Below are 19,755 nucleotides of genomic sequence, written 5' to 3'. Positions count from 1 at the left end.
TCGCCAGACGTGCCAGAACTGGTTGCCTCCTATGAGCTGGAAAACCGCGACTACGAGCTGGGCGCCACCCTGCGTCGCGCTGGTATTGTCTCGCTGGCTTTGACCGGACAGTTCCCACAGGCCTTTGATGAGCTGCAGCAGCTCACCCGGAAAGACGGGCCAGCCGCCCGAGTTGAAGCAATTGCGCCTTTGATGACCTTGATGACGGAACGCGCCGATGATGTGACCTTCCTGCAATATGGTCTGGTCTTTGCCGGTCAATCCACCGCCGCCGAGGCCGCCCCCGTGGCAGAGATCATGGCGCGGCGGTTGCTGGATCTGGGTTTTGCCGAGCAGGCGCAGTCTCTGCTGCAAAAGCTGGCACTGGAACCTGAAAACAAGGACCGCCGCCTGATGATGGCCGAAACGGCGCTGGCGCTGGGCAAGCCGCATAATGCTCTGGTCGAACTGATGGGCCTGGATGGCTCTGATGCCAACCGGATGCGGGCCGAAGCCCTGTGGCGCAATGGTGAATATGCCCGCTCTGGCGAATACATGCTGGAGGAAGAGGATGTGAATGCTGCCGCCCGCGGGTTCTGGCATTCTGAGGATACGGAAGCGATGGAGACCATGACCCCGGCGGAGGATGCGCCTTTTGGTCAGGTTGCCACGGTGACCAACCAGATCTCTGAGACCAGCAAGGATCCGGAGGGTCTGTCGCCGCTGGCCCATGCCCGGGCCCTGGTCGAGAGCAGCATTGGCACCCGTGACAATATCGTAGATCTGTTGAACCGGGTTGAGACCACAGAAGACGAGGCGGAAGAGTAACTTCACCCGCTGGGGCTCTGGTTTCAAATCACAGATACATTTGCAAAAGGCCGCCCCATTGGGGCGGCCTTTCGTGCTCCTGCTAACACTTTGTCAACTGTCTGAAACTACCTTGGATTTTAGATGAATCCGCGATTGGACAGGCAGAATGCCGACAACTATCAGAATGACAGACCAGCCCAGGCTGGATTCCTTGGTTTTGGGGCCATCACAGACGCCCTGGCGCACTGTTGCGGCCCCCTATGCGCGAGCGATCCGCAGAGGTTTTGACCTCGGGCGGTTCGCGCCTGTTTTACGGACAAGAACTCCCATTTTAGATTTAACGATGTGTTTTGGTCCCCCCGCATTTTTGAGGGGGCTTTTGACCCTGTTCAAATGCCGTTTTGAAATCAGCAGCCTGATGATGGCTCCAGAACAAGAGAATGCCCGTGCCTAAACTTTCAGTTCAACAGCTCTTTAGCCCAACGGTCCTTCTGGCGCTGGCCTTGATGGCGATCATCGTGATGATGATTTTGCCTATGCCAGCCTGGGTGCTGGACGTGGGTCTTGCCGCCTCTTTTGGCTTGGCGATCCTGATCTTCACCATCACTCTGTTTATTGAACGCCCCTTGGATTTCTCCTCCTTCCCGACGGTGCTGCTGGCCTCGCTGATGCTGCGCCTGTCGCTGAATATTTCCTCTACCAAGCTGATCATTGGCCAGGGGCATACTGGCACGGATGCGGCCGGGAATGTGATCCAGGGTTTTGCCCAGTTTGTGATGGGGGGCAGTGTTTTCCTTGGTCTGGTGACCTTTGGTGTTCTACTCATCGTGAACTTTATGGTGATCAACAAGGGTGCAGCGCGGATGGCCGAAGTTGGCGCGCGTTTTGCCCTGGACGGGATGCCCGGCAAACAGATGGCCATCGACGCCGATATGTCGGCAGGGGCGATTGACCATGCAACGGCCAAAGAGCGCCGCGAGACCGACCAGAAGGAAACTACCTTCTTTGGTTCGCTGGATGGTGCCTCCAAATTTGTCAAAGGTGATGCGGTTGCGGGTCTGCTGATTACCCTGCTGAACCTGGTCATGGGCCTGGTGATGGGGGTTATTGTACATGGCATGCCGGTCTCGGCGGCCTTTGAAACCTATGCAATCCTGACCGTCGGTGACGGGCTGGTCTCGCAGATCCCATCGGTCATCATCTCGATTGCTGCGGCCTTGCTTTTGGCCCGTGGCGGCGCCACTGGTTCCACCGATATTGCCTTGGTTGATCAATTTGGCAAACATCCGGCAGCCCTGTCCACTGTTGCGGTTCTGATGGTGCTGTTTGCGCTGGTGCCTGGCCTTCCCTTTCTGCCCTTTCTGGCAGGTGGCGCCGTACTGGCTTATGCGGCCTATCGCGTGCACATGAAGGTCAAGGCAGAAGAAGAAGCCGAGATCGAAGAAGAGATGGAAGAGACCGCCAATCCAACGCCAACCAAGGCGCTGGGCGATATACTTGATCTTGATGATCTGCATCTGGAGTTTGCGCCGGATCTGGTGAGCATGGTGCTGGATGCCGGCACCGGCCTGGATGCGCGGATTGCCAATATGCGTACGCATATCGCCACCAGCTTTGGTCTGATCCTGCCGGAAATCCGGCTCACCGATCAGGCGGATCTGGAGCGTGGAACCTATGTGGTCAAGGTCCAGGGTGTGGAACAGGTGCGTGGCACCCTGCATCCCGATATGGTGCTGGCCCTGATGCCGGACAATCACGACGCCCTGCCACCCGGCACCGATGTGACCGAGCCGGTTTACGGCGCTCCTGCGCGCTGGATCAATGCATCGCAACAACAGGATGCAGCTGTCGCCGGGGCCACCGTTGTGACCCCGCCAGAAATCCTGGCGACCCATTTGCTGGAGGTGATCAAACAGAATTTTGCCCGTTTGCTGACCTTCAAATCCCTGCGCCGTCTGCTCAATGAAATGACAGAACTGTCGGATCCTTTCCGGGCCGAAGCCAACCGCAAACTGTTGGAGGATTTGGTCCCTGACAAGGTACCGATGGATACGCTGCATTCGGTTCTGCGTCTGTTGCTGGAAGAGCGGGTCTCAATCCGCAATGTGCCGCTGATCCTGGAGGCCATTGCTGAAGCCCGCATTCACACCACCCAGCCCGAGGCGATTTGTGAGCAGGTGCGTCAGCGTCTTGGCTTCCAGTTGGTGGCCGAAATGAAACGCGAGGACGGCACTATTCCTCTGATCCAGCTGGCACCGGAATGGGAAGATACTTTCTCGACCTATCAGGTGGATGCAAACGGCGGCAATCTGGAGGTGGCTCTGCCACCGGATATGTTCAACCGTCTGGCCGAGGGGCTGAGTGAACGTCTGACGACGGTGACGGAACAGGGTGTCTTTGCCGCTGTGGTGACCTCGACCCGCCGTCGCCGCTATCTGCGCACCATTCTGAAGTCGCGCGGCATTACCAACCCGGTGCTGTCGTTTGAAGAAATCGGCCTCGAAGCGCGTCCCTCACTGGTGGGAATGGTTGCCGCATGAGCCTGCTGGACTTCCCTCCAGAGCTGCGGGCGCTGCTTGGGGCCAGTTTTTGGCATTTCGCCATCATCTTCCTGCGGGTTGGCGCCATGACCTCGGTCCTGCCTGCCTTTGGCGAACAATATGTGCCGATGCAGGTAAAGCTGGGCATTGCCGTTGCCTTCACCTTTGTGGTGGCGCCTGCCATGCCGCTGTTTACGGAGCCGGAAACGCCGCTGCATTTTGCCAGTCTGGCCGCAAGTGAGGCCGTGATCGGCCTGGCCCTGGGCATGGGGGTACGGCTGTTTGTGATGGGGTTGCAGATCGCCGGGACCATTGCCGCCCAAAGCACCTCCTTGTCGCAGGTTCTGGGCAATATCGGGGCTGATGCGTTGCCCGCCATTGGCGGCGTTTTGCTGGTGTCCGGCCTGGCCTTGGCGGTGATGATGGGGTTGCACGTCCGAGTGGCGGAGCTGTTGATCTATTCCTATCAGATCTTTCCTCTGGGCGAATACCCTGCGGCTGCCGGATTTTCGGAATGGGGCGTCTATCGTATCGCCCAGACCTTCTACATGGGCTTTACCCTGGCCGCTCCTTTCCTGATCACCGCATTGATCTACAACTTGGCTCTGGGGGTCATCAACCGGGCGATGCCTCAGCTCATGGTGATCTTTATCGGGGCGCCGGTGATTACCCTGGGTGGCCTGTTCATCCTGATGGTGGCCAGCCCAATGATCCTGGATGTCTGGATGCGGGAAATGATGACCTTTTTTGCTGATCCCGGAGGCGGGCTGCAATGAGCGGTGACGACGCCTCAGACAAGTCATATGAGCCAACGGCAACAAAACTGCAAAAGGCGCGGGAAAAAGGAGAGGTTGCCAAGTCGACTGACCTCTCTGTCGCTGCGGCCTATATGGGGCTGGTTGTTTCCTTTTATGCGGCAGGTTATGGGGTGGTGACTGGGGTTGGCACGGTCTTAATGTCCATTATTGACCAGCCAGACAGGCTGGCAAAACTGCTGTTTTCGGGCAATGCCTCCCCGCCTGTTGGTGGGCTTCTTGCTGCCATTATCTGGCCACTGCTGCCGTTCTTCATCATTCCCTTTACCCTGGTTCTTTTGTCGATTGTCGGGCAACGCGCGATGGTCTTTGCCCCGACCAAGCTGGAACCAAAACTGTCGCGACTTTCGATTATCTCCAACGCTAAAAACAAGTTCGGTCGCGCCGGGCTGTTTGAGTTTGGCAAAAACTCAATCAAACTGTTGCTCTATTCCATCTGCTTGGGTGTCTATCTGAACTCACGCCTGCCCGAGATGGTGGCTTCGGCGGCGACGGGCCCGTTTTCGGTGATCAAAATGTTGGCCGAACTGGGGATGGAATTCCTGGTGATTGCCCTGCTGATTTCTTTGGTGATTGGTGTGGTGGATATGATTTTTCAACATGATGAGCACAGACGGAAAAACATGATGTCGCGCAAGGAAATCGAGGATGAAACCAAGGCTTCCGAAGGCGATCCGCATATGAAAGGCAAACGCCGCCAGCGGGCCTATGAGATTGCTATGACCCAAATGATGGCCGATGTGCCCGAAGCCAACGTTGTGATCGTTAACCCGACTCACTATGCGGTGGCCTTGCAATGGGGCGGCAGTGCCGGCACGGCTCCGATCTGCGTGGCCAAGGGGGTGGATGAGGTCGCCGCCACCATCCGCCGGATCGCAAATGAAAACGCGGTTCCCATCCACAGTGACCCGCCAACAGCGCGGGCGCTTTATGCGACGGTCGGCATCGGCGATGAGGTCGAAGAAGAATACTACGCACCTGTGGCAGCAGCGATCCGCTTTGCCGAAGAGATGCGCCAGCGCGCCAAAGGAGGCATCTGATGAAACAGAAGATGGCAATGCTGAATCAGATGGCGGCCGTGACTGAGGCGCAGTATCTGCGCGAACACGCCAAGATCAAACCGATCCTGGACCACGAAGCCCGCCTGCGGGGCCAATTGAGCAAGCTTGATGAACAGATCCTGGCCGCCCGTCAGGAGGCCGATGGCGATATTCCTATGAAGGCGCTGGGCGCGGATCTGTTGTGGGAGGGCTGGCACACCAATGCCCGCAAAAATCTCAATATGCAGCTGGCCCAGATCACCGCGCGCAAGCTGATGGCGATGGACCGGCTGCGCATGACCTTTGGTCGCAAAACGGCAGTGGGTGATATGGCCAAGGCCGAGAAGCTGCGTCTGAAAGTGGCGCGGGCCAAATCCTTGGAAGAGCAACTCTTGCAGCTCTGATCTGGCTGGCCACGGCAGAAAAGGGCAGAAAAGGAAGGGACCGGGGATGGGCAACCATCCCCTTTTTTGTGCCTGCCTGTTGGTGTTTGTCATCCCATGTCGTGTCAGGCCCAGGGGCGGCCTGGACCCGGGGACCTGCGGAATACCAGTGCTGAAACATCGCCGAATTGTAGAAACCCCGTTCCTGACCGGCAACAGCCTCGGGTATCACAGCTCCCTTGGACGCCGCTTGGGCTCGCCCTCAGAAGTATTGCGTCATCCACCAACCAGTGGGCAAAGGCAAAACGCCAGGACCTGAAACCTCAGATCCTGGCGTCCTGGTGGTTCTGCGCGCGGGGTGGGGGACACGCAGAGGGGGAATGGATCCCGAGTTAGGTTTCGGGGTTAAACATCCTGGCGTGAGATCTCGACAATCAGCACGTCATAGACGCCACTGCCAAGCTCCTTTTGTGCCGCTTCACGCAGAGCTGTGCGCAGCGGGTTCAGCACGTCTGAGCGGGTAAACGCACCGCGAAAACCACCCATATTGGCATGGTCAAACAGCACCTGCAGGAAGGCATCACGCAGTTTGGGTTCGAGGATGTGAATGCGCTCACCAACACCGGGTTTGACCTCGAGGCTGAGGGCAATCACCACCAGCGACGAGAGATTGTCACGCTCGACAACCGGAATAACAAACTGGTTGTCGATCTTGACGTATTCACGGTTGGTGGTCGGCAGCCCATCTTCATCGAGCTCGACCTCTTCCATGGGTTCCTCTTCGGCGTGGTCAATATCGTCACCCATATTGTCGCCGGTACTATGGGCGACCTCGGGTTCCGGGGCGGGGGCCAGCATGATGCCAGCCCCAATTCCAACTCCGGTTCCAACGATGAGCAAAATGACAGGAAGCAATTTAGCGATCATGGGTCACCTCAGAATGGTAGGATCACGTCCAGCACCTGCTGGCCGTATCGCGGTTGTTGCACGTCGGTGATTTGGCCACGTCCGCCGTAGGAGATCCGCGCTGTGGCGATCTTGTCGTATGTGATCTCGTTCTGGCGGCTGATGTCCTGGGGCCGCACATAGCCCGAAACCAGAAGTTCGCGCAGTTCAAAGTTCACCCGCACTTCCTGGTTGCCACTGATGGCAAGCACGCCATTGGGCAGAACATCCACCACGGTTGCGGCGACGCGCAGTTCCAGCTTCTCGCTGCGCTTGACCGAGCCATTGCCCTTGGAGGTGCTGGAACCTGTGAGATCCACGGCCGTCGCCGCCGAAGCGCCCTCGGGGAGTTTTTCGTCAAGCCGTTGTGGCAGGCCAAACAGATGGGGGACACCCATGCTTTCGGCGCTGGAGCGCGACCGGCTGGTGCCGTTGGAGATTTCGGCTTCTTCGTCGATTTCGATGACGACGGTTAGAATATCCCCTCTGTTGACCGCCCGGCGATCCCCCAGCAGCGAGTTCTGCGACCCGCTCCACAAAGAGGAGCCGTCAACAGCCCGCTGGTTCTGGATTTCTGTCGGCAACCCCTGCCACAGCATGGCGACATGTTCAGGGGTTTCCGCTGTGGGCGACATGGTCGGCGGCTTGCCCAGATGATCCATACGCCCACAGGCGCCCAGCAGGACCAGACCGGCAATCGCAAATTTGGTGGCAATCGATTTCTTGTTCATTATCTTACCTCTATTGACCCATCTGCGTTCACACGCCCGGTCACGGTGCTGCGCGACGCCAGGTTCATTACTTTGATCCATTCCCCTTCGGATCCGCGCCCCAGGGCGCGTCCTTCGGCCATAATGGTGAGCCCATTGCGGCGGAAGGTGAGGGTGACCAGGTCGTTCCGATCGACGATGGCGGCTGGACCGATATCGCCGGGACGCAGGGGGCGTCCGGGATAGAGCGGCACCAGAGCTTCCATTCCCACCACCTCGTTTGCATCCGACAGAGCACCTGCCACATTGACCGGCTTGAAGGTCAGATCGGTGGCCTGGATGACCTCTTTGGCGCGGATGGTGCGCACCGGCACCAGCACATCGGCCCAGGCGGGCAGAGCGGTCAGAGCAATTAGAAGGGCGAGAATATGTTTCATTATCGGATCTGTGTCGTTGCTGACATCATTTGGTCGACGGCCGAGATGACTTTGGAGTTCATCTCATAGCCCCGCTGGGCTTCGATCAGCTCGGTGACTTCGCGCACCGAATCAACAGAGCTGCCTTCGAGGTAGCCTTGGCGGAAAGACCCCAGACCGTCTTCGCCAGCGGTGGAGACAGTTGGCGGACCCGAGGCTTCGGTCTCGGTGAAGAGATTGCTGCCAATGGCTTCCAGCCCCTTGGGGTTGGTAAAGCCAACAAGACCAAACTGCCCTAGGAGCTGGCCTTCGGCGGAGTCCTGGAAATAGGCGTAGACCTCACCCTCGGCATTGATCGAAATGCTGGTGGCATCATCGGGAATGGTCACATCCGGGGCGACGGTATAGCCGTCAGAAGTGACGATCAGACCCTCAGCCGAGCGTTTGAGCGCCCCGTCACGGGTATAACCGGAATCACCAGATGGCAGGGTGATTTCCAGATAGCCCTTGCCTTCGATCGCAACATCCAGATCGTTGCCGGTCTGCTCTGGGGCACCCTGTTGCAGATGCACTGAAATGGCGGCGGCCCGTACACCCAGACCCACCTGAACGCCTGTGGGCAGGACGGTCCCATCCGAGGCATTCACAGTGCCGGCGCGGGTGACCTGCTGATAGTGCAGATCGGCAAATTCAGCCCGGCGCGGATTATAGGCAGTGGTGTTCATGTTGGCGAGGTTGTTCGCAATGGTTTCAACACGCAGCTGCTGTGCGCTCATACCAGTTGCGGCGATTTTCAAAGCACGCATCGGGATTCTCCTACGACTTGATCAGATTTTTAATGGCGTTGCGGATGCGCTCGTCTTCTGTTTCCAGAAAGCTCTGGCCCATTTCATAGGCGCGCTGGATTTCGATCATACGGGTCACCTGGGTGATTGCATTGACGTTGGACCCTTCTAGAAAACCCTGCACCATCTTGGCGGTTTCAGCGTCTTCGATTTCCCCTTCGGCGCGGAACATCACGCCATCCTCGCGCATCAGGGTTGTCCCCTCGGCGGCCTGGAATAGCCCGATCTGGCCAACGGTATTGCCGTCGGCGGTGATGGTGCCATCGGCGCCGATATGGATCGTTTCGGCAGTGCCCGGGATAAAGACCGGCGCCCGACCGGCATCCAGAACCCGGTGCCCATCCATGGTCACCAGATCACCCTCAGCATTGGGAGAAAAGGCGCCGGAACGGGTCAGGCGTTCGCCCTGCGGGGTTTCGATCATGAAATAGCCATCCCCTTCGATGGCAAAATCAAAGGTGCCGCCGGTCTGGGTCAGCTGACCCTGTTCCATAGAGGTATTGAAAATATTGGCCCGCGACATCGACAGCGATTGTTGCCCTGGCGCGGTTTGAACGAATTCGGAAAAAATCAGCCCTTCCGAGCGGTAGCCGGTGGTGGCAGAGTTGGCGATGTTATTCGCCACGACACGCATTTCGCGCATCAGGCCGGACTGGCGGGAGAGGGTTGCGTAGCCTGCGGTCTCCATCAGGAAACTCCTGCAATCAAAGGAATGATATGGCCGTTAAAAAAGGCCACCAGCGTTTGGGTCATGAAGCCCATCGACATCCAAAAAACGACAACAATGGCCGCGAGTTTGGGTACAAAGGTCAGGGTCATTTCCTGCACCGATGTCAGGGCCTGAAAAAGGCCAACAGAAAGGCCGACAACCAGAGCCACCGTCAGAATGGGGGCCGACATGGTTACCCCAGCCCACAGCGCCTGCCGCAGCGTGTCATAGAATTGGCCTTCACTCATCATCATGGGCTTAGACCGGCATCCGCAGGATTTCTTGGTAGGCTTCGACAACCTTGTTGCGCACGGTCACGGCGGTCTCAACGGCCAGTTCGGTCTGCGCCAGGGCCTGGACCAGAGCATGGGGATCGCCATTGCCAGTCATCGACTGTACGGCAGTTTGCTCACCGACCTGCATGGTATGGGCAAAGTTGGAAAAGCTGGATCTCAGCTGTTCGGTTGCGCTGGTGCCGGCGAACTCGGGGTCCACCTTTGTGGCAGGGCGGGCGGCGGCATAGCCACCCGCGGCGGCAGTGATAGAGCGAATATCCATTCTGGATCTCCTCGAAGGTTAGGTTAACGTCTCAGCAGGTCCATCAGCGAAGATGACATCCCACGGGTTTGTTCGAACATTTTCAGGTTGGCGTCGTAGCTGCGCTGGGCTTCGCGGGCATCGGCAATCTCGATCATCAGATCGACATTGGAGCCATCGTAGTGGCCGCTTTCATCCGCCAAAGGGTGCGACGGATCATAGATGCTTTCCAGATCACTGCGGTCCAGGGTCACGCGACCGGTCTTGACCCGCTCGACATCGTTTTCCAGATCGCGCGTTGCTTCAAACGGCACGCTCTTGCGACGATAGCCAGGGGTATCGGCGTTTGAGATATTCTCGGACACGTGACGCAGTCGGGTGGCCTGAGCTTTCAGGCCACTGGCGGTTACGCTTAGGGAATTTGCAAATTCACTCATTGGTCATCTCCCTCTAGCGACCCAGGCTGGATCGCAGGATATTCATGGATGATTTGTAGATGGCGAGGGCGCGGTCATGCTGGCGCTTGACCTCAACCCCGTTGAGAATCTCGGTTTCAATCGAAACTGAATTGTCATTGGGGTCAGCTCCGACATCGGATCTGGTCACGGCCCAATCCATATTGGAGCCATTGATGCCATTCAGATGCGAGCCGCGAGAGGCCACCATGTCGCCCGGGCGCGGCCCGGCGGCATAGACCTCTTTAAAAGGTTTGATGTCCTTGGCGTGATAGCCAGGGGTATCCGCATTGGCGATGTTTTCTGACACCAGCGCCTGGCGCTTCCCAGCATGGGTGGCCATGGAGTATGCGATTTTAAAAACATTCAGTTCGGTGAACACCGGGGCTTCTCCCTCGATCAATTTCAATCAAGGCTTAACCCTGATTCCTTTAGAAATTGTTTCAGGAACTAGATGGAGGCCTCAGGCCATGATCGCAGAGCTGAAAGCTTTGACTGAACAAATCGCCAGTAAGAAACTGGCAACCTCTATGGGCCGCGTCAGCGGTATCACGGGAGGGGAAATAGAAATTTCCGGCCTGGAACGTGAGGCGCGAATCGGTGATCGCCTGGTGCTTGTGCGTGGTCCTGGCGATGAGCTTCACGGCGAAGTTCTCAAGATCGACAACAATAAAATCAGTATGTTACCTGATCGTGCACCAGATCGTGTGGCGATGGGCGATCGTGTCAGCCTGCATCCTGCGCCGGATTTTGCCCCCGGCGACAACTGGATTGGCCGGGTGATCGATCCCTTTGGCGAGCCGCTGGATGGCAAGCCAATGCTGCGCGGAGAAAAGGCGCGTGACCTGATGGCGCCGCCGCCAAAAGCGGCCGGCAGACGTCATATGGGCGCGCGACTCGATACCGGTTTGTCGGTCTTCAATACGATTCTCCCCATCGTTCAGGGCCAGCGAATTGGTCTTTTTGCGGGTTCTGGTGTTGGTAAATCGACCCTGCTCGCAAAAATGGCGCAGTTTATGGAGGCAGATGTGGTGGTCATGGCGCTGATTGGGGAGCGTGGCCGCGAAGTAAATCACTTTGTCGAAGATGTTTTGGGGCCCGAAGGCATGAAGCGGGCGGTTGTGGTTGCGGCGACCTCGGATCAATCGGCGCTGGTGCGGCGCCGCAGCGCCTGGGCGGCGATGACCATTGCGGAACATTTTCGCGACCAGGGCAAAAACGTGCTGTTCATGGCTGACTCGGTAACGCGTTTTGCCGAGGCCCATCGTGAAATCTCAGCCGCTTCGGGCGAGGCGCCAGCGCTGCGGGGCTTCCCCCCTTCGGTGACCCCATTGATCACCGGGCTTTGTGAGCGGGCTGGACCAGGGTCAGAGGGCCAGGGCGATATCACCGCAGTGTTCAGCGTTCTGGTTGCCGGGTCTGATATGGATGAGCCAATTGCGGATATTCTGCGCGGCGTTCTGGACGGGCATATCGTGCTCAACCGGGAAATTGCCGAACGGGGTCGGTTCCCGGCGGTTGATGTCTCGCGCTCGGTCTCACGAAGCCTGCCTGCGGCGGCCACGGAAGAAGAAAACGCAGTCATTTTGGAGGTGCGCAAGTTCCTGGGCTCTTATGAGCAATCCGAAGTGATGATCCGCGCCGGCCTGTACTCCGAAGGCAATGATGCGGTGCTGGACCAGGCGGTCAAGCTCTGGCCTGAGCTGGATGCTTTTTTTGGCAAAGACGATCCACAGGGCGTTGCCAACAGCTTTAGCCGCTTGCAGCTGATGTTGCGTCGGGCAACCAAGGGACGCTAGCCCCTAGTCAGAAGCGCAGACAAGAGGGCTTTGGTCCTCTTGTCATGACGGCAATTGATCCACCAGAAGACAAAAAAGGGCGCTTTCCAGACTATCTGGAAGCGCCTTTTGTAATTTGTTTGCTGAGGAGTCTAACTTACAGTGAAAGAAGTGTTAGCGCCAAAGAGGCAGAGGAGTTGGATCCTTCATAGGCTTGCAGCTCGGTTCGTGCCAGATAGGTGTTGACCAGTTTTGTCATCTGCTCTGGGTCAGAAAATATTGTCAGATCTTCAGAGCCAAATTGCTTTTCTGCAGCCTCTCGTAAGATACCCGTTTGCTGGTCAATATCTAGAACAGCCAAATCACTTGGTAGTCCAAGTGCGGTCTGCATCATTGACTGAAGCTGCGGTTGACCAATGATGTTGAGCCATTGTCCAGTGACAGACAGTTTTTCGCCTTCGTCATCAAAGGTCACCAAGTCAACCAGCTCCCGTTCGGCATACATGGCGATTTGCAAGGAAACATCCTGCGCGCCAACTGCGTCTTCAAACGACTGAACAACATTTTTGTCGGCGATCTCCTGCATCTTGTAGGTCAGGCCCGTCACAGGAACCAAGCCAGGCCCAAACCCAAAGGCATCGGCGAAGTCAATCCAGCGGTCGTCGCCCAGCTTATTGGCCAGGGCATCATCCGCTTTGCTACCATCCTCGAGCACTTTCTGAATCATCGCCTTTGAATCAATCTCATCGCCGAGACCAAAGGCATTCAGAGCCACTTCCAACAAGCGATAGTCAGAAACCAAATCCTCTGCGGTTTTGACCTTGCTGATGTTTTCCATGAAGTACTCGTTGTCGCGCTCCAGGATCGGATCCTTGTTGAAGTGCTCAAACTGGCGATCATAGGTGGACTGCAAGAAGGTCCAGCCGGTCAAACCTGTCGACAGGATGGTAGGTTCAAAGCTCATGACGGACGGATCGCCATCAGGCGCTCTTCGCGGGGCAACAGGGTGCGCAGCGATTTCAGACAACGGTAGTGATTGTCTTCCAGCAGCGCTTCGGTGGCCTCGGCAAGGGCGGAACGGCTGTCGACATCGACAAACACCTGGCTCAGCTCTTCGATGCGACGCAGCATGGGCAGGCGATCCTCTTCGGGGTCGCTGTCGCCGGTCAGAACCAGCTGGGCGGCGTAGCACACGCGGCGTACCGGCGTAGTTGCTTCTTCAGGGTGGATCGCGTCCCGCAGTCGGAGGATGTTGGCATCTGGTGTAACGATGGACAGACGGCTGCGTCGATCACCGTTTTCAATGACAGCACCATTTACCAAAACCCGCTCCTTGGGGGCAAGTTTGAGAACAAGTCCGCTCATAATTAAGTTGCTCCGCTGCGAAGGCCGCTCAGGACGGCCATGTTGACTTCAATCAGAGGTCTCACATTCGCTTTGCGCGAAAGGACCTTGCTGGTGTGTTGGCGCGTGAATTCGGCCAGGTAAAACAAGTTGTCTTTGACGTCCTGCGGCAGTTCGTTTTCTTTTGCAGCAAGATCAACTTCGAAAATATTCCACATCTTCCGATTTTTGTGGAGCGCCTCAGCCAGAACAGTAAACCCTTCAGGGCCTTTCTTCGCAGCTGCAGCCTTGTGGGCAGCAAGAAGATTATGTGTCGAGCGGGCGACGATATCATATTCGTGGTCTTTGGTCGTTTTGGTCGGGGCCTTTGCCGCCGAGTAGGCACTCTTCGCTTTCAGAAGTGCGTTCACGTGTTTTCCTAACGTATTATTTCTTCAGATTCTCTGAGAAGAGGGACCCAGGGCGTAGGATCTACGCCCTGGGTTAGGTCTTTTAACGGAACAGCTGCTGCAGTGTTTCCGGAGCCGAGTTGGCAATGGAAAGCGCCTGAACACCAAGCTGCTGCTGTGTTTGCAGAGCTTTCAGTCGCGCAGATGCTTCTTCCATGTTGGTATCCACCAGGGAACCAATGCCGCTCTTCATGGCGGTGGTCACTTTGGAAACAAAATCGTTCTGCTTTTCGATCCGCGAAGCAGACGCACCCAGAGCGGCAGCGCCGTCGACAGCGGTCTGGATCAGAGTTTCGATGTCGTCGATCGAGGCTTCAGCAGTTGTCGCATCGCTCATGTCAACGGTGGTCAGGACCAGGCTTGCTTCAAAATCAACCGAAGATACGGTGATGTTAGAAGCAGTCACTGCACCAGATGCATCACGGTCCAGCGAAGCCAGAACAGTGATGTCGCCACCAGCGGTGTTCAGCAGGTTGGCGCCGTTGAACTGAGAAGCGCCGATCACGGAAGTGATCTGGGCTTTCAGCTCGTTAACATCAGCTTCGAGTTTGGCGTGGTCAACGTTTTCACCAGTCGCGGCAACAACCTTTTCTTTCATCTGAGTCAGCAGCTCAGTGATCTGCTCGGCACCGGCGGTTGCAACAGCAACAGTCGATTCACCCAGCGACAGCGAGTCGGACACGGCTTCAAAGCCAGCAACGTCCGATTCCATAACCTTGGAGATCGCCCAGATGGCCGAGTTGTCTTTGGCCGAACCAACTTCTTTACCGGTCGAAATCTGGTTCTGGGTTTCAGTCAGGTTGTTGTTGATGGAGGACAATGTCTGCAGAGCAACCATTGCGCCATTGTTTGTCAGAATGCTGGTCATAGTGTTATTCCTTTAGCGATTGAGACACTTTGGTCTCGGAGTTTTCCCTGCCCCGAAGGGCGCTTTGGCGTCTTTCTGACAGTGCGTTCAGCCTGGAGGCTTCCGCGCCACCTCAGTGATGAGATGCAAGGAGACATTGCCGCGAAAGATGCTAAGGGAGTGCTAATGTCCAAAACCACATTCCGTAGAATTTTACTAAACCTCAGGGCGACTTAGCTGCGCTTCTCCAAACGTTGACCCGTGGTGGTGCCATAGCGTGCTTTGCGCCCGGCGCTGTCATAAACATCCAGGCCTTTTTTGACCCGGCGCAGTTCAGCCATACGGGTAGCAACGCTGCGGATACCGTCCATGGCGCTGTTGAGCAGTTCCTGATTGCGCGACACTTTTGTCTGTACCTGGCTCAGAGCCTCGCGCTCCAGGGTGTCGATGGTATTGAGCTGTGCAATCACCGATTCCTTGCGCGCGAGCAAAACCTCGATCTGTTCCAGTTCGCCACGCACCAGCGCGCTGCGTTCCTGGTCAAGAATATCGTCAAGCTCATCGATCAGTTTTTGTGGATCTAACTCGGTCATTTTTGAATCTAGGTTAGTCATTAGAAGAATCCTTCATTGCGTGATAAAGCGATTCGGCGAGGCCAATGCCGCCGGCTTCGGTAATTTGTTCGGCCTGTGCGCGGACAAGAAAACTGCTGAACTGGTCTTCCCCTTCGCCGCCACCGCCTAGGCCCTCGCGGCTCTTTCCGAGCCCCGCAGATTTCAACATTTCCGTTAAAAAAGAAGCTTCTAGCTGTTTAGCAGCATCGCGAATCGCTTCATCCGATGCTCTGTTCTGAAGCGGTTGTGGCGGTGGGGTCGCCACCGCGGGTGTTGTCAGATGGGGCATTCTGCACCTCTTTTGGGTTTTAATTCAGATTTATTCGATTTTTCTGAGAATGCCCCAAGAGCGGTTAAAATTACCGTAACCGGTTCACGCTAAGGGTGAAGGCATCGAGATAGAACGTCTGGAATCCTATGCTTACGAATGTACTCTTTGGTCAGGTGCGCCCCAGCACTGCAGACCCATCTAGCCTCAAGGCATCAGAAAGCCCGATGCGGCAGCAAGCCAACCGTAGCTTTTCTGATCATATGGATGATCGCGCACGGCGCGACGAGGCAAATTCAGTTTCCGAAAACAAACGCGCTCAGCAGTCCGAAAAGGCCGCTGAACAGCGAGACAAGCCCCGAGACAAGGCCGACGGCTCCAAACAGGCTGATCGGGACGATGATTCAGATACCAAGCTCCGCACCAAACCCGAAGCATCCGCTGATATGCGCCAGGGTGAGGTAGAAATCACTGCGGAGGCGGATCTGGCAGAGCCCGATTTTGAGGCCGATCTGCAGCCGCAGGACACGGCTGAGTTGCAGGATCCCGACACGCAGGAACAGGATGACACCGCAGAGGCAGAGCCGGCCGCAGAGGTCGACAGCCTTGCCGTGGCAGCACCGCAGACTGGGGACGTAAAGCGGACCGACGCAAAGGTAGGTGATGCCACTGCAAGTGCATCAAAAGCCGGTTCCGGTGCTGCAACAGAGCGCTCCCTCGTGGCGGGTCAGGTTGCAAAAGGCAGTGATCAAGTCATGAGCGCTGACACGCCTGTCGCTGATGAGGCAGAGGTGGAAACCGCCAAGGCCCCGACCACTGGTTCGGCAGAGCAAGGTGCTAAAACACCTGCCCAGGCAATTCTAACGGCCCAGGCCGCAGAGGGCGACCGGACTGCCAAGGAAAAGATGCTGGCAGCGGAGGAGGCCGCCAAGGCGGAGCTGGCCAAGGAGGCCAGGGCGACCCCTCAGAGGCCGCAGGACGGGGTCCAGTCTCAGTCGCAGACTGTGCAACGCGCCGCCGCTACACCTGAGACAGCGGCCAACGCCAAGCTGGAGGCGACTGCCCTGAACAACATCGCGCCCAAGGGCGATTCGGACGCAGACAGAACGGCAGAAACGTTGCCCCGTGATGGCCTGCGGGATGGCGGAGCCAAAGCCGGCATCACAACCGAGGCTGCCGCCTTGGCCGCTGGTCAAAACCGCGCCTCGGCCCCGACTGAACCAGGCCGCAGGGCACAGGGCCGCGCCAGTGAAGCGCGCGAGGCTCAGGCCGTTGTCACTGGCAATGCCAGTCCGACCTCAGCCGCAGCGATTTCAAAAGCAAATGCAGCGCAGGCCACTGCGGTGCAACAGGCCTTTGCGGCTCAGGCCTTGGGCGCAGATGCTGCCAAAACCGGTGGGCAAGGTGGTGAGTCGCAGCTGATGGGCAGCGAATCGCCTTCGACGGCAGTGCAGCCAGGGCTGTCGCAGCTGCTGGCCGAAGCCGTGGTGCAACCCGGTACGGTTCATCGCCCGGAAACGCCGCGCATGGTTGCGGCGCAATTGGCCCAGGCCATTGTCACCAAGGGTGATCGCAATGTTGATGTCGCCCTGAACCCGGAAGAGCTTGGCCGGGTGAAGATGCGGGTATCGACCAGCGAGGCGGGAATCACCGTGATTATTCAGACTGAGCGGGCCGAAACCGGTGATCTGATGCGCCGCCATATCAACGAACTTGCGGATGAGTTCCGCAAGATGGGTTTTGAAAACGTCTCCTTTGAGTTCAATGGCGGCGGCGCCTCCAGCGGCTTTGCCAATGAACAGGGAAGCGATCAACCCGGCTCCGGAAGAGCCTCTTCCGAAGAGACAGATGAACTTGCTGCGGCCACGGTTGCAGAAACACAGGCAAAACACCTCCGGCTTGGAAATGCCGGCGTGGACATGAGGGTTTAACCGATGACAACCGAAGTATCTTCTGCCACCGCGGCAGCGAGCACCAATACAACCAGCTCCGGCGCCGCCAGCGGCACCAAGCTGACCTCTGACTTTGATACCTTTATCAAACTGCTGACGGCGCAGGCAAAGTATCAGGATCCGACCGAGCCGATGGACAATACCGAATACGCCTCGCAGTTGGCGGAATTCTCCATGGTTGAACAGCAGGTTCTCACCAATGACAACCTCGGTTCGGCGCTGGATCAGCTGGGTCTGGGCAATATGGCGGCCCTGACTGGCTGGGTTGGTATGGAAGTCCGGTCTGCCACCGCAGCCCAGTTTGACGGCACCAATCCAATCAATGTGGCGCCGAATCCGGCAGCCGCTGCCGATGATGTGACCCTGGTGGTCAAAAACTCCGATGGAGATGAGGTCAACCGCATTACCCTGCCAGTCAGCGCTGAACCCTATAACTGGGATGGCACCAATTTTGGCGGCGATACCGTGCCCGCTGGTGCCTATAGCTTTGTGGTTGAGAGCAAGGTGAAGGGCGAGGTCGTTCTGTCTGAAATTGCCGAAGTCTATACCTCTGTGCGTGAAACCCGGATGCAGGGCAATGACGTGGTGCTGATCAACGAGACCGGCGCGGCGATTCTGGCCACCAGCGTGACCGCGCTGCGTGATCCCAGCCAGGTAGGGGCTTGATCCCAGGGGCGTCGCCGGCTCTAGAGGTGTAGCTTTCCACTGGTTTGAAAGCGCAGCCCGGAGTGTGATGCCCTGCAAGGCCTGGACACAAATTTTGATCAGCGGTTTTTTCGATCGCTGCAGGCGCAGGGACTGGATGTCTCTGCGCCATTGCCGTTGCAGGGCGGGCGGTCAAACCGGGTGTGGCGCTGCGGCGATCTGGTGCTCAAGCTTTATCTTTCGCAGCGCTCCAATCCGCTGTTTGCCAATGATCCCAATCGCGAAGTGGCGGCGCTGACCGCCCTTGCAGGGACCGGAATGGTGCCGAATCTACAGGTTTCAGGTGCGTTTGAGGGGCATAACTGGCTGATCTACGGTCATATCTTCGGCTCTCCCTGGCAACAGGATACTGGCCATGTGGCGCAGCTTTTGGGGCGGTTGCACGATCAACCAGGGTTTCCCGAGCTCGCCGAAGGTGTCAATGGCAGCGCCGCGCTGGAGGCGCAGACTCTGGCGATTCTGCAGGGGTGCAGCACCAGGGCTGGGCGCGTTGAGCAGATCAAAAGTCTACGCCCTTTTGGCCAGGTGCCACCCCTGGCGCAATGCGCTTTGATCCATGGGGATCCGGTGCCGGGAAACCTGTTGGCCCATGATGGCACCCTGACCCTGATTGATTGGCAATGCCCGCAGCTCGGCGATCCCAGCGAGGATCTGGCCCTGTTCCTGTCGCCAGCCATGCAGTTTCTTTATCGCGGTGCGGTGCTGTCACCGCAGGAGGAAGAAGAGTTTCTGACCGCCTACCCCGACCCTCGCGTGGTCGGACGGTATCTTGCGTTAAAGCCTTGGTTTCATTGGCGTATGTCGGCCTATTGTCTTTGGCGAAGCGGGCGCGGTGATCCGCGCGATTCGGAGGCGCTGGAACTGGAACTGGCGGCAATGGAGGCAGCCAGGGGTTAATCCATCAGGCTCAGCAGCGCATAGGCCGGGGGCATCACCAGTCTGCGGGCGCGGCCAAAGGGAAAGCGCTTCATCCCCTGCATCACTGGGGAATAGGGCAGATCGGGCTGTTTGCCCTGCACCAGATCCGCCAAAAGCCGACCTGCATAGCTTCCCATGGCGACGCCATTGCCGTGGTAACACAGCCCCGCAAACAGGCCCTGATGATCGGGGATGGCGCCTACAAAGGGCACCAGATTGCGCGACAGGCAGACCATGCCAGACCAGCAATGGGTTGTCTCAACGAACTTCCAGGCCGGGAAGAGCTGTTCAAAATCGCGCCGTAGCTTACGTCGAATACCTGCCTCCACCCGCGGTGAGGACATCAGGCCGCCGCGCATGCCAAAGAGAAACCGCCGATCTGGCATCAGGCGGAAATAATGCAGCATATTGCGGCTGTCATAGGCGATCTGATCACTGAACCAGCCCTGCGCCTGCAGCTCATCCTCGTCCATGGGGCGGGTGACCATGGCGGTAGACTGCGTCGGCATGTAGCGCGCCGCCAGCCAGTCCGGCAGATCATCCGAGGAGTAGCCATTGGTGGCAATTACCACGGAAGCGCTACGGATCTTGCCCTTGGGGGTGGTGACAATCTGCTGGCCGCCAGCCTTGGCGATTTTCAGCGCTGGGCTGTGTTGGAACAGCTTGGCTCCTGCCTTTTCCGCCGCGCGCGCCAGG

24 protein-coding genes and 1 pseudogene are annotated in these 19,755 nt (G+C 57.6%); 9 read left to right on the top strand and 16 right to left on the bottom strand.

What is annotated here, in order from left to right; genetic code table 11:
• From ABJP42_RS12725 to ABJP42_RS12705, 5 genes and pseudogenes are all read left to right on the top strand, one after another.
• Window positions 1-807, top strand: a pseudogene (locus tag ABJP42_RS12725) (hypothetical protein); the annotation flags it as partial.
• Window positions 808-1,295: 488 nt separating this feature from the next.
• Window positions 1,296-3,329: a flagellar biosynthesis protein FlhA gene (flhA, locus tag ABJP42_RS12720; protein WP_490363223.1), complete on the top strand. Its 2,034-nt coding sequence runs from the start codon at window positions 1,296-1,298 to the stop codon at window positions 3,327-3,329.
• Window positions 3,326-4,105: a flagellar biosynthetic protein FliR gene (locus ABJP42_RS12715; RefSeq protein ID WP_348340895.1), complete on the top strand. Its 780-nt coding sequence runs from the start codon at window positions 3,326-3,328 to the stop codon at window positions 4,103-4,105. Before flhA ends, ABJP42_RS12715 begins: the two co-directional genes overlap by 4 nt.
• Window positions 4,102-5,184 carry an EscU/YscU/HrcU family type III secretion system export apparatus switch protein gene (locus ABJP42_RS12710; RefSeq protein WP_348340893.1) on the top strand — a complete coding sequence of 361 codons (1,083 nt, stop codon included), beginning with the start codon at window positions 4,102-4,104 and terminating at the stop codon, window positions 5,182-5,184. The genes ABJP42_RS12715 and ABJP42_RS12710 overlap by 4 nt, the downstream gene beginning before the upstream one ends.
• On the top strand, window positions 5,184-5,588 hold the full coding sequence (locus ABJP42_RS12705; protein WP_348340891.1) for a hypothetical protein: 405 nt from the start codon (window positions 5,184-5,186) through the stop codon (window positions 5,586-5,588). Before ABJP42_RS12710 ends, ABJP42_RS12705 begins: the two co-directional genes overlap by 1 nt.
• Window positions 5,589-5,972: 384 nt before the next feature.
• On the opposite strand, the gene ABJP42_RS12700 is transcribed toward ABJP42_RS12705, so the two are convergent.
• The 9 genes from ABJP42_RS12700 to ABJP42_RS12660 are packed head-to-tail and all read right to left on the bottom strand — an operon-like array spanning window position 5,973 to window position 10,566.
• On the bottom strand, window positions 5,973-6,494 hold the full coding sequence (locus ABJP42_RS12700; protein WP_348340889.1) for a flagellar basal body-associated FliL family protein: 522 nt from the start codon (window positions 6,492-6,494) through the stop codon (window positions 5,973-5,975).
• A gap of 8 nt (window positions 6,495-6,502) precedes the next feature.
• On the bottom strand, window positions 6,503-7,243 hold the full coding sequence (gene flgH, locus ABJP42_RS12695; RefSeq protein WP_348340887.1) for a flagellar basal body L-ring protein FlgH: 741 nt from the start codon (window positions 7,241-7,243) through the stop codon (window positions 6,503-6,505).
• Window positions 7,243-7,659 (bottom strand): flagellar basal body P-ring formation chaperone FlgA, encoded by a 417-nt coding sequence (flgA, locus tag ABJP42_RS12690; RefSeq protein WP_348340885.1) that lies wholly within the window; start codon window positions 7,657-7,659, stop codon window positions 7,243-7,245. Before flgA ends, flgH begins: the two co-directional genes overlap by 1 nt.
• Window positions 7,659-8,444, bottom strand: coding sequence for a flagellar basal-body rod protein FlgG (flgG, locus tag ABJP42_RS12685; protein WP_348340883.1), 786 nt, complete (start codon window positions 8,442-8,444; stop codon window positions 7,659-7,661). The genes flgA and flgG overlap by 1 nt, the downstream gene beginning before the upstream one ends.
• 10 nt (window positions 8,445-8,454) lie before the next feature.
• Window positions 8,455-9,171 carry a flagellar hook-basal body complex protein gene (locus tag ABJP42_RS12680; RefSeq protein ID WP_348340881.1) on the bottom strand — a complete coding sequence of 239 codons (717 nt, stop codon included), beginning with the start codon at window positions 9,169-9,171 and terminating at the stop codon, window positions 8,455-8,457.
• Window positions 9,171-9,443 carry a flagellar biosynthetic protein FliQ gene (locus ABJP42_RS12675; RefSeq protein WP_348340901.1) on the bottom strand — a complete coding sequence of 91 codons (273 nt, stop codon included), beginning with the start codon at window positions 9,441-9,443 and terminating at the stop codon, window positions 9,171-9,173. Before ABJP42_RS12675 ends, ABJP42_RS12680 begins: the two co-directional genes overlap by 1 nt.
• 7 nt (window positions 9,444-9,450) lie before the next feature.
• On the bottom strand, window positions 9,451-9,750 hold the full coding sequence (gene fliE / locus ABJP42_RS12670) for a flagellar hook-basal body complex protein FliE (protein ID WP_348340879.1): 300 nt from the start codon (window positions 9,748-9,750) through the stop codon (window positions 9,451-9,453).
• A 23-nt stretch (window positions 9,751-9,773) separates the two neighbouring features.
• Complete coding sequence (gene flgC, locus ABJP42_RS12665) at window positions 9,774-10,166, bottom strand: flagellar basal body rod protein FlgC (RefSeq protein ID WP_348340877.1); 393 nt, start codon at window positions 10,164-10,166, stop codon at window positions 9,774-9,776.
• A gap of 13 nt (window positions 10,167-10,179) precedes the next feature.
• Entirely contained in the window at window positions 10,180-10,566 is a 387-nt protein-coding gene (locus ABJP42_RS12660; RefSeq protein WP_348340899.1) for a FlgB family protein, read from the bottom strand.
• An 88-nt stretch (window positions 10,567-10,654) separates the two neighbouring features.
• Here ABJP42_RS12660 and ABJP42_RS12655 point away from each other — a divergent pair, with 88 nt between their 5' ends.
• Window positions 10,655-11,983, top strand: a complete 1,329-nt coding sequence (locus tag ABJP42_RS12655) for a FliI/YscN family ATPase (protein ID WP_348340875.1) — start codon at window positions 10,655-10,657, stop codon at window positions 11,981-11,983.
• Between the two features lie 136 nt (window positions 11,984-12,119).
• Here the strand turns inward: ABJP42_RS12655 and ABJP42_RS12650 are convergent, their stop codons facing one another.
• The 6 genes from ABJP42_RS12650 to ABJP42_RS12625 form a co-directional block, all read right to left on the bottom strand.
• The gene (locus ABJP42_RS12650) at window positions 12,120-12,989 is read right to left on the bottom strand and encodes a DUF1217 domain-containing protein (RefSeq protein WP_348340873.1); all 870 of its coding nucleotides are present in this window, start codon (window positions 12,987-12,989) and stop codon (window positions 12,120-12,122) included.
• On the bottom strand, window positions 12,923-13,327 hold the full coding sequence (gene flbT, locus ABJP42_RS12645) for a flagellar biosynthesis repressor FlbT (protein WP_348340871.1): 405 nt from the start codon (window positions 13,325-13,327) through the stop codon (window positions 12,923-12,925). Before flbT ends, ABJP42_RS12650 begins: the two co-directional genes overlap by 67 nt.
• A gap of 2 nt (window positions 13,328-13,329) precedes the next feature.
• Entirely contained in the window at window positions 13,330-13,716 is a 387-nt protein-coding gene (gene flaF / locus ABJP42_RS12640; protein ID WP_348340869.1) for a flagellar biosynthesis regulator FlaF, read from the bottom strand.
• Window positions 13,717-13,798: 82 nt separating this feature from the next.
• Complete coding sequence (locus ABJP42_RS12635; protein WP_348340867.1) at window positions 13,799-14,623, bottom strand: flagellin N-terminal helical domain-containing protein; 825 nt, start codon at window positions 14,621-14,623, stop codon at window positions 13,799-13,801.
• A gap of 212 nt (window positions 14,624-14,835) precedes the next feature.
• Window positions 14,836-15,195 carry a flagellar biosynthesis protein FlgN gene (locus ABJP42_RS12630; protein ID WP_490363222.1) on the bottom strand — a complete coding sequence of 120 codons (360 nt, stop codon included), beginning with the start codon at window positions 15,193-15,195 and terminating at the stop codon, window positions 14,836-14,838.
• A gap of 13 nt (window positions 15,196-15,208) precedes the next feature.
• Window positions 15,209-15,505: a rod-binding protein gene (locus ABJP42_RS12625; RefSeq protein ID WP_348340864.1), complete on the bottom strand. Its 297-nt coding sequence runs from the start codon at window positions 15,503-15,505 to the stop codon at window positions 15,209-15,211.
• A 206-nt stretch (window positions 15,506-15,711) separates the two neighbouring features.
• Between ABJP42_RS12625 and ABJP42_RS12620 the strand changes: the two genes are divergently transcribed.
• The 3 genes from ABJP42_RS12620 (at window position 15,712) to ABJP42_RS12610 (ending at window position 19,038) form a co-directional block, all read left to right on the top strand.
• Entirely contained in the window at window positions 15,712-17,415 is a 1,704-nt protein-coding gene (locus ABJP42_RS12620) for a flagellar hook-length control protein FliK (protein ID WP_348340862.1), read from the top strand.
• A 3-nt stretch (window positions 17,416-17,418) separates the two neighbouring features.
• Window positions 17,419-18,102, top strand: a complete 684-nt coding sequence (locus ABJP42_RS12615) for a flagellar hook capping FlgD N-terminal domain-containing protein (protein WP_348340861.1) — start codon at window positions 17,419-17,421, stop codon at window positions 18,100-18,102.
• A 156-nt stretch (window positions 18,103-18,258) separates the two neighbouring features.
• On the top strand, window positions 18,259-19,038 hold the full coding sequence (locus ABJP42_RS12610) for a phosphotransferase (RefSeq protein ID WP_490363221.1): 780 nt from the start codon (window positions 18,259-18,261) through the stop codon (window positions 19,036-19,038).
• On the opposite strand, the gene ABJP42_RS12605 is transcribed toward ABJP42_RS12610, so the two are convergent.
• A partial coding sequence (locus tag ABJP42_RS12605) for an NAD(P)/FAD-dependent oxidoreductase (RefSeq protein WP_348340858.1) occupies window positions 19,035-19,755 on the bottom strand: 721 nt, incomplete at its 5' end. The two genes, ABJP42_RS12610 and ABJP42_RS12605, sit on opposite strands and share 4 nt — an antisense overlap.

The organism is Pseudophaeobacter sp., assembly GCF_039971195.1.
Lineage (GTDB): Bacteria > Pseudomonadota > Alphaproteobacteria > Rhodobacterales > Rhodobacteraceae > Pseudophaeobacter.
The sequence above is the reverse complement of the archived record's forward strand: the minus strand, read 5'-3'. Positions and strand labels throughout refer to the sequence as shown.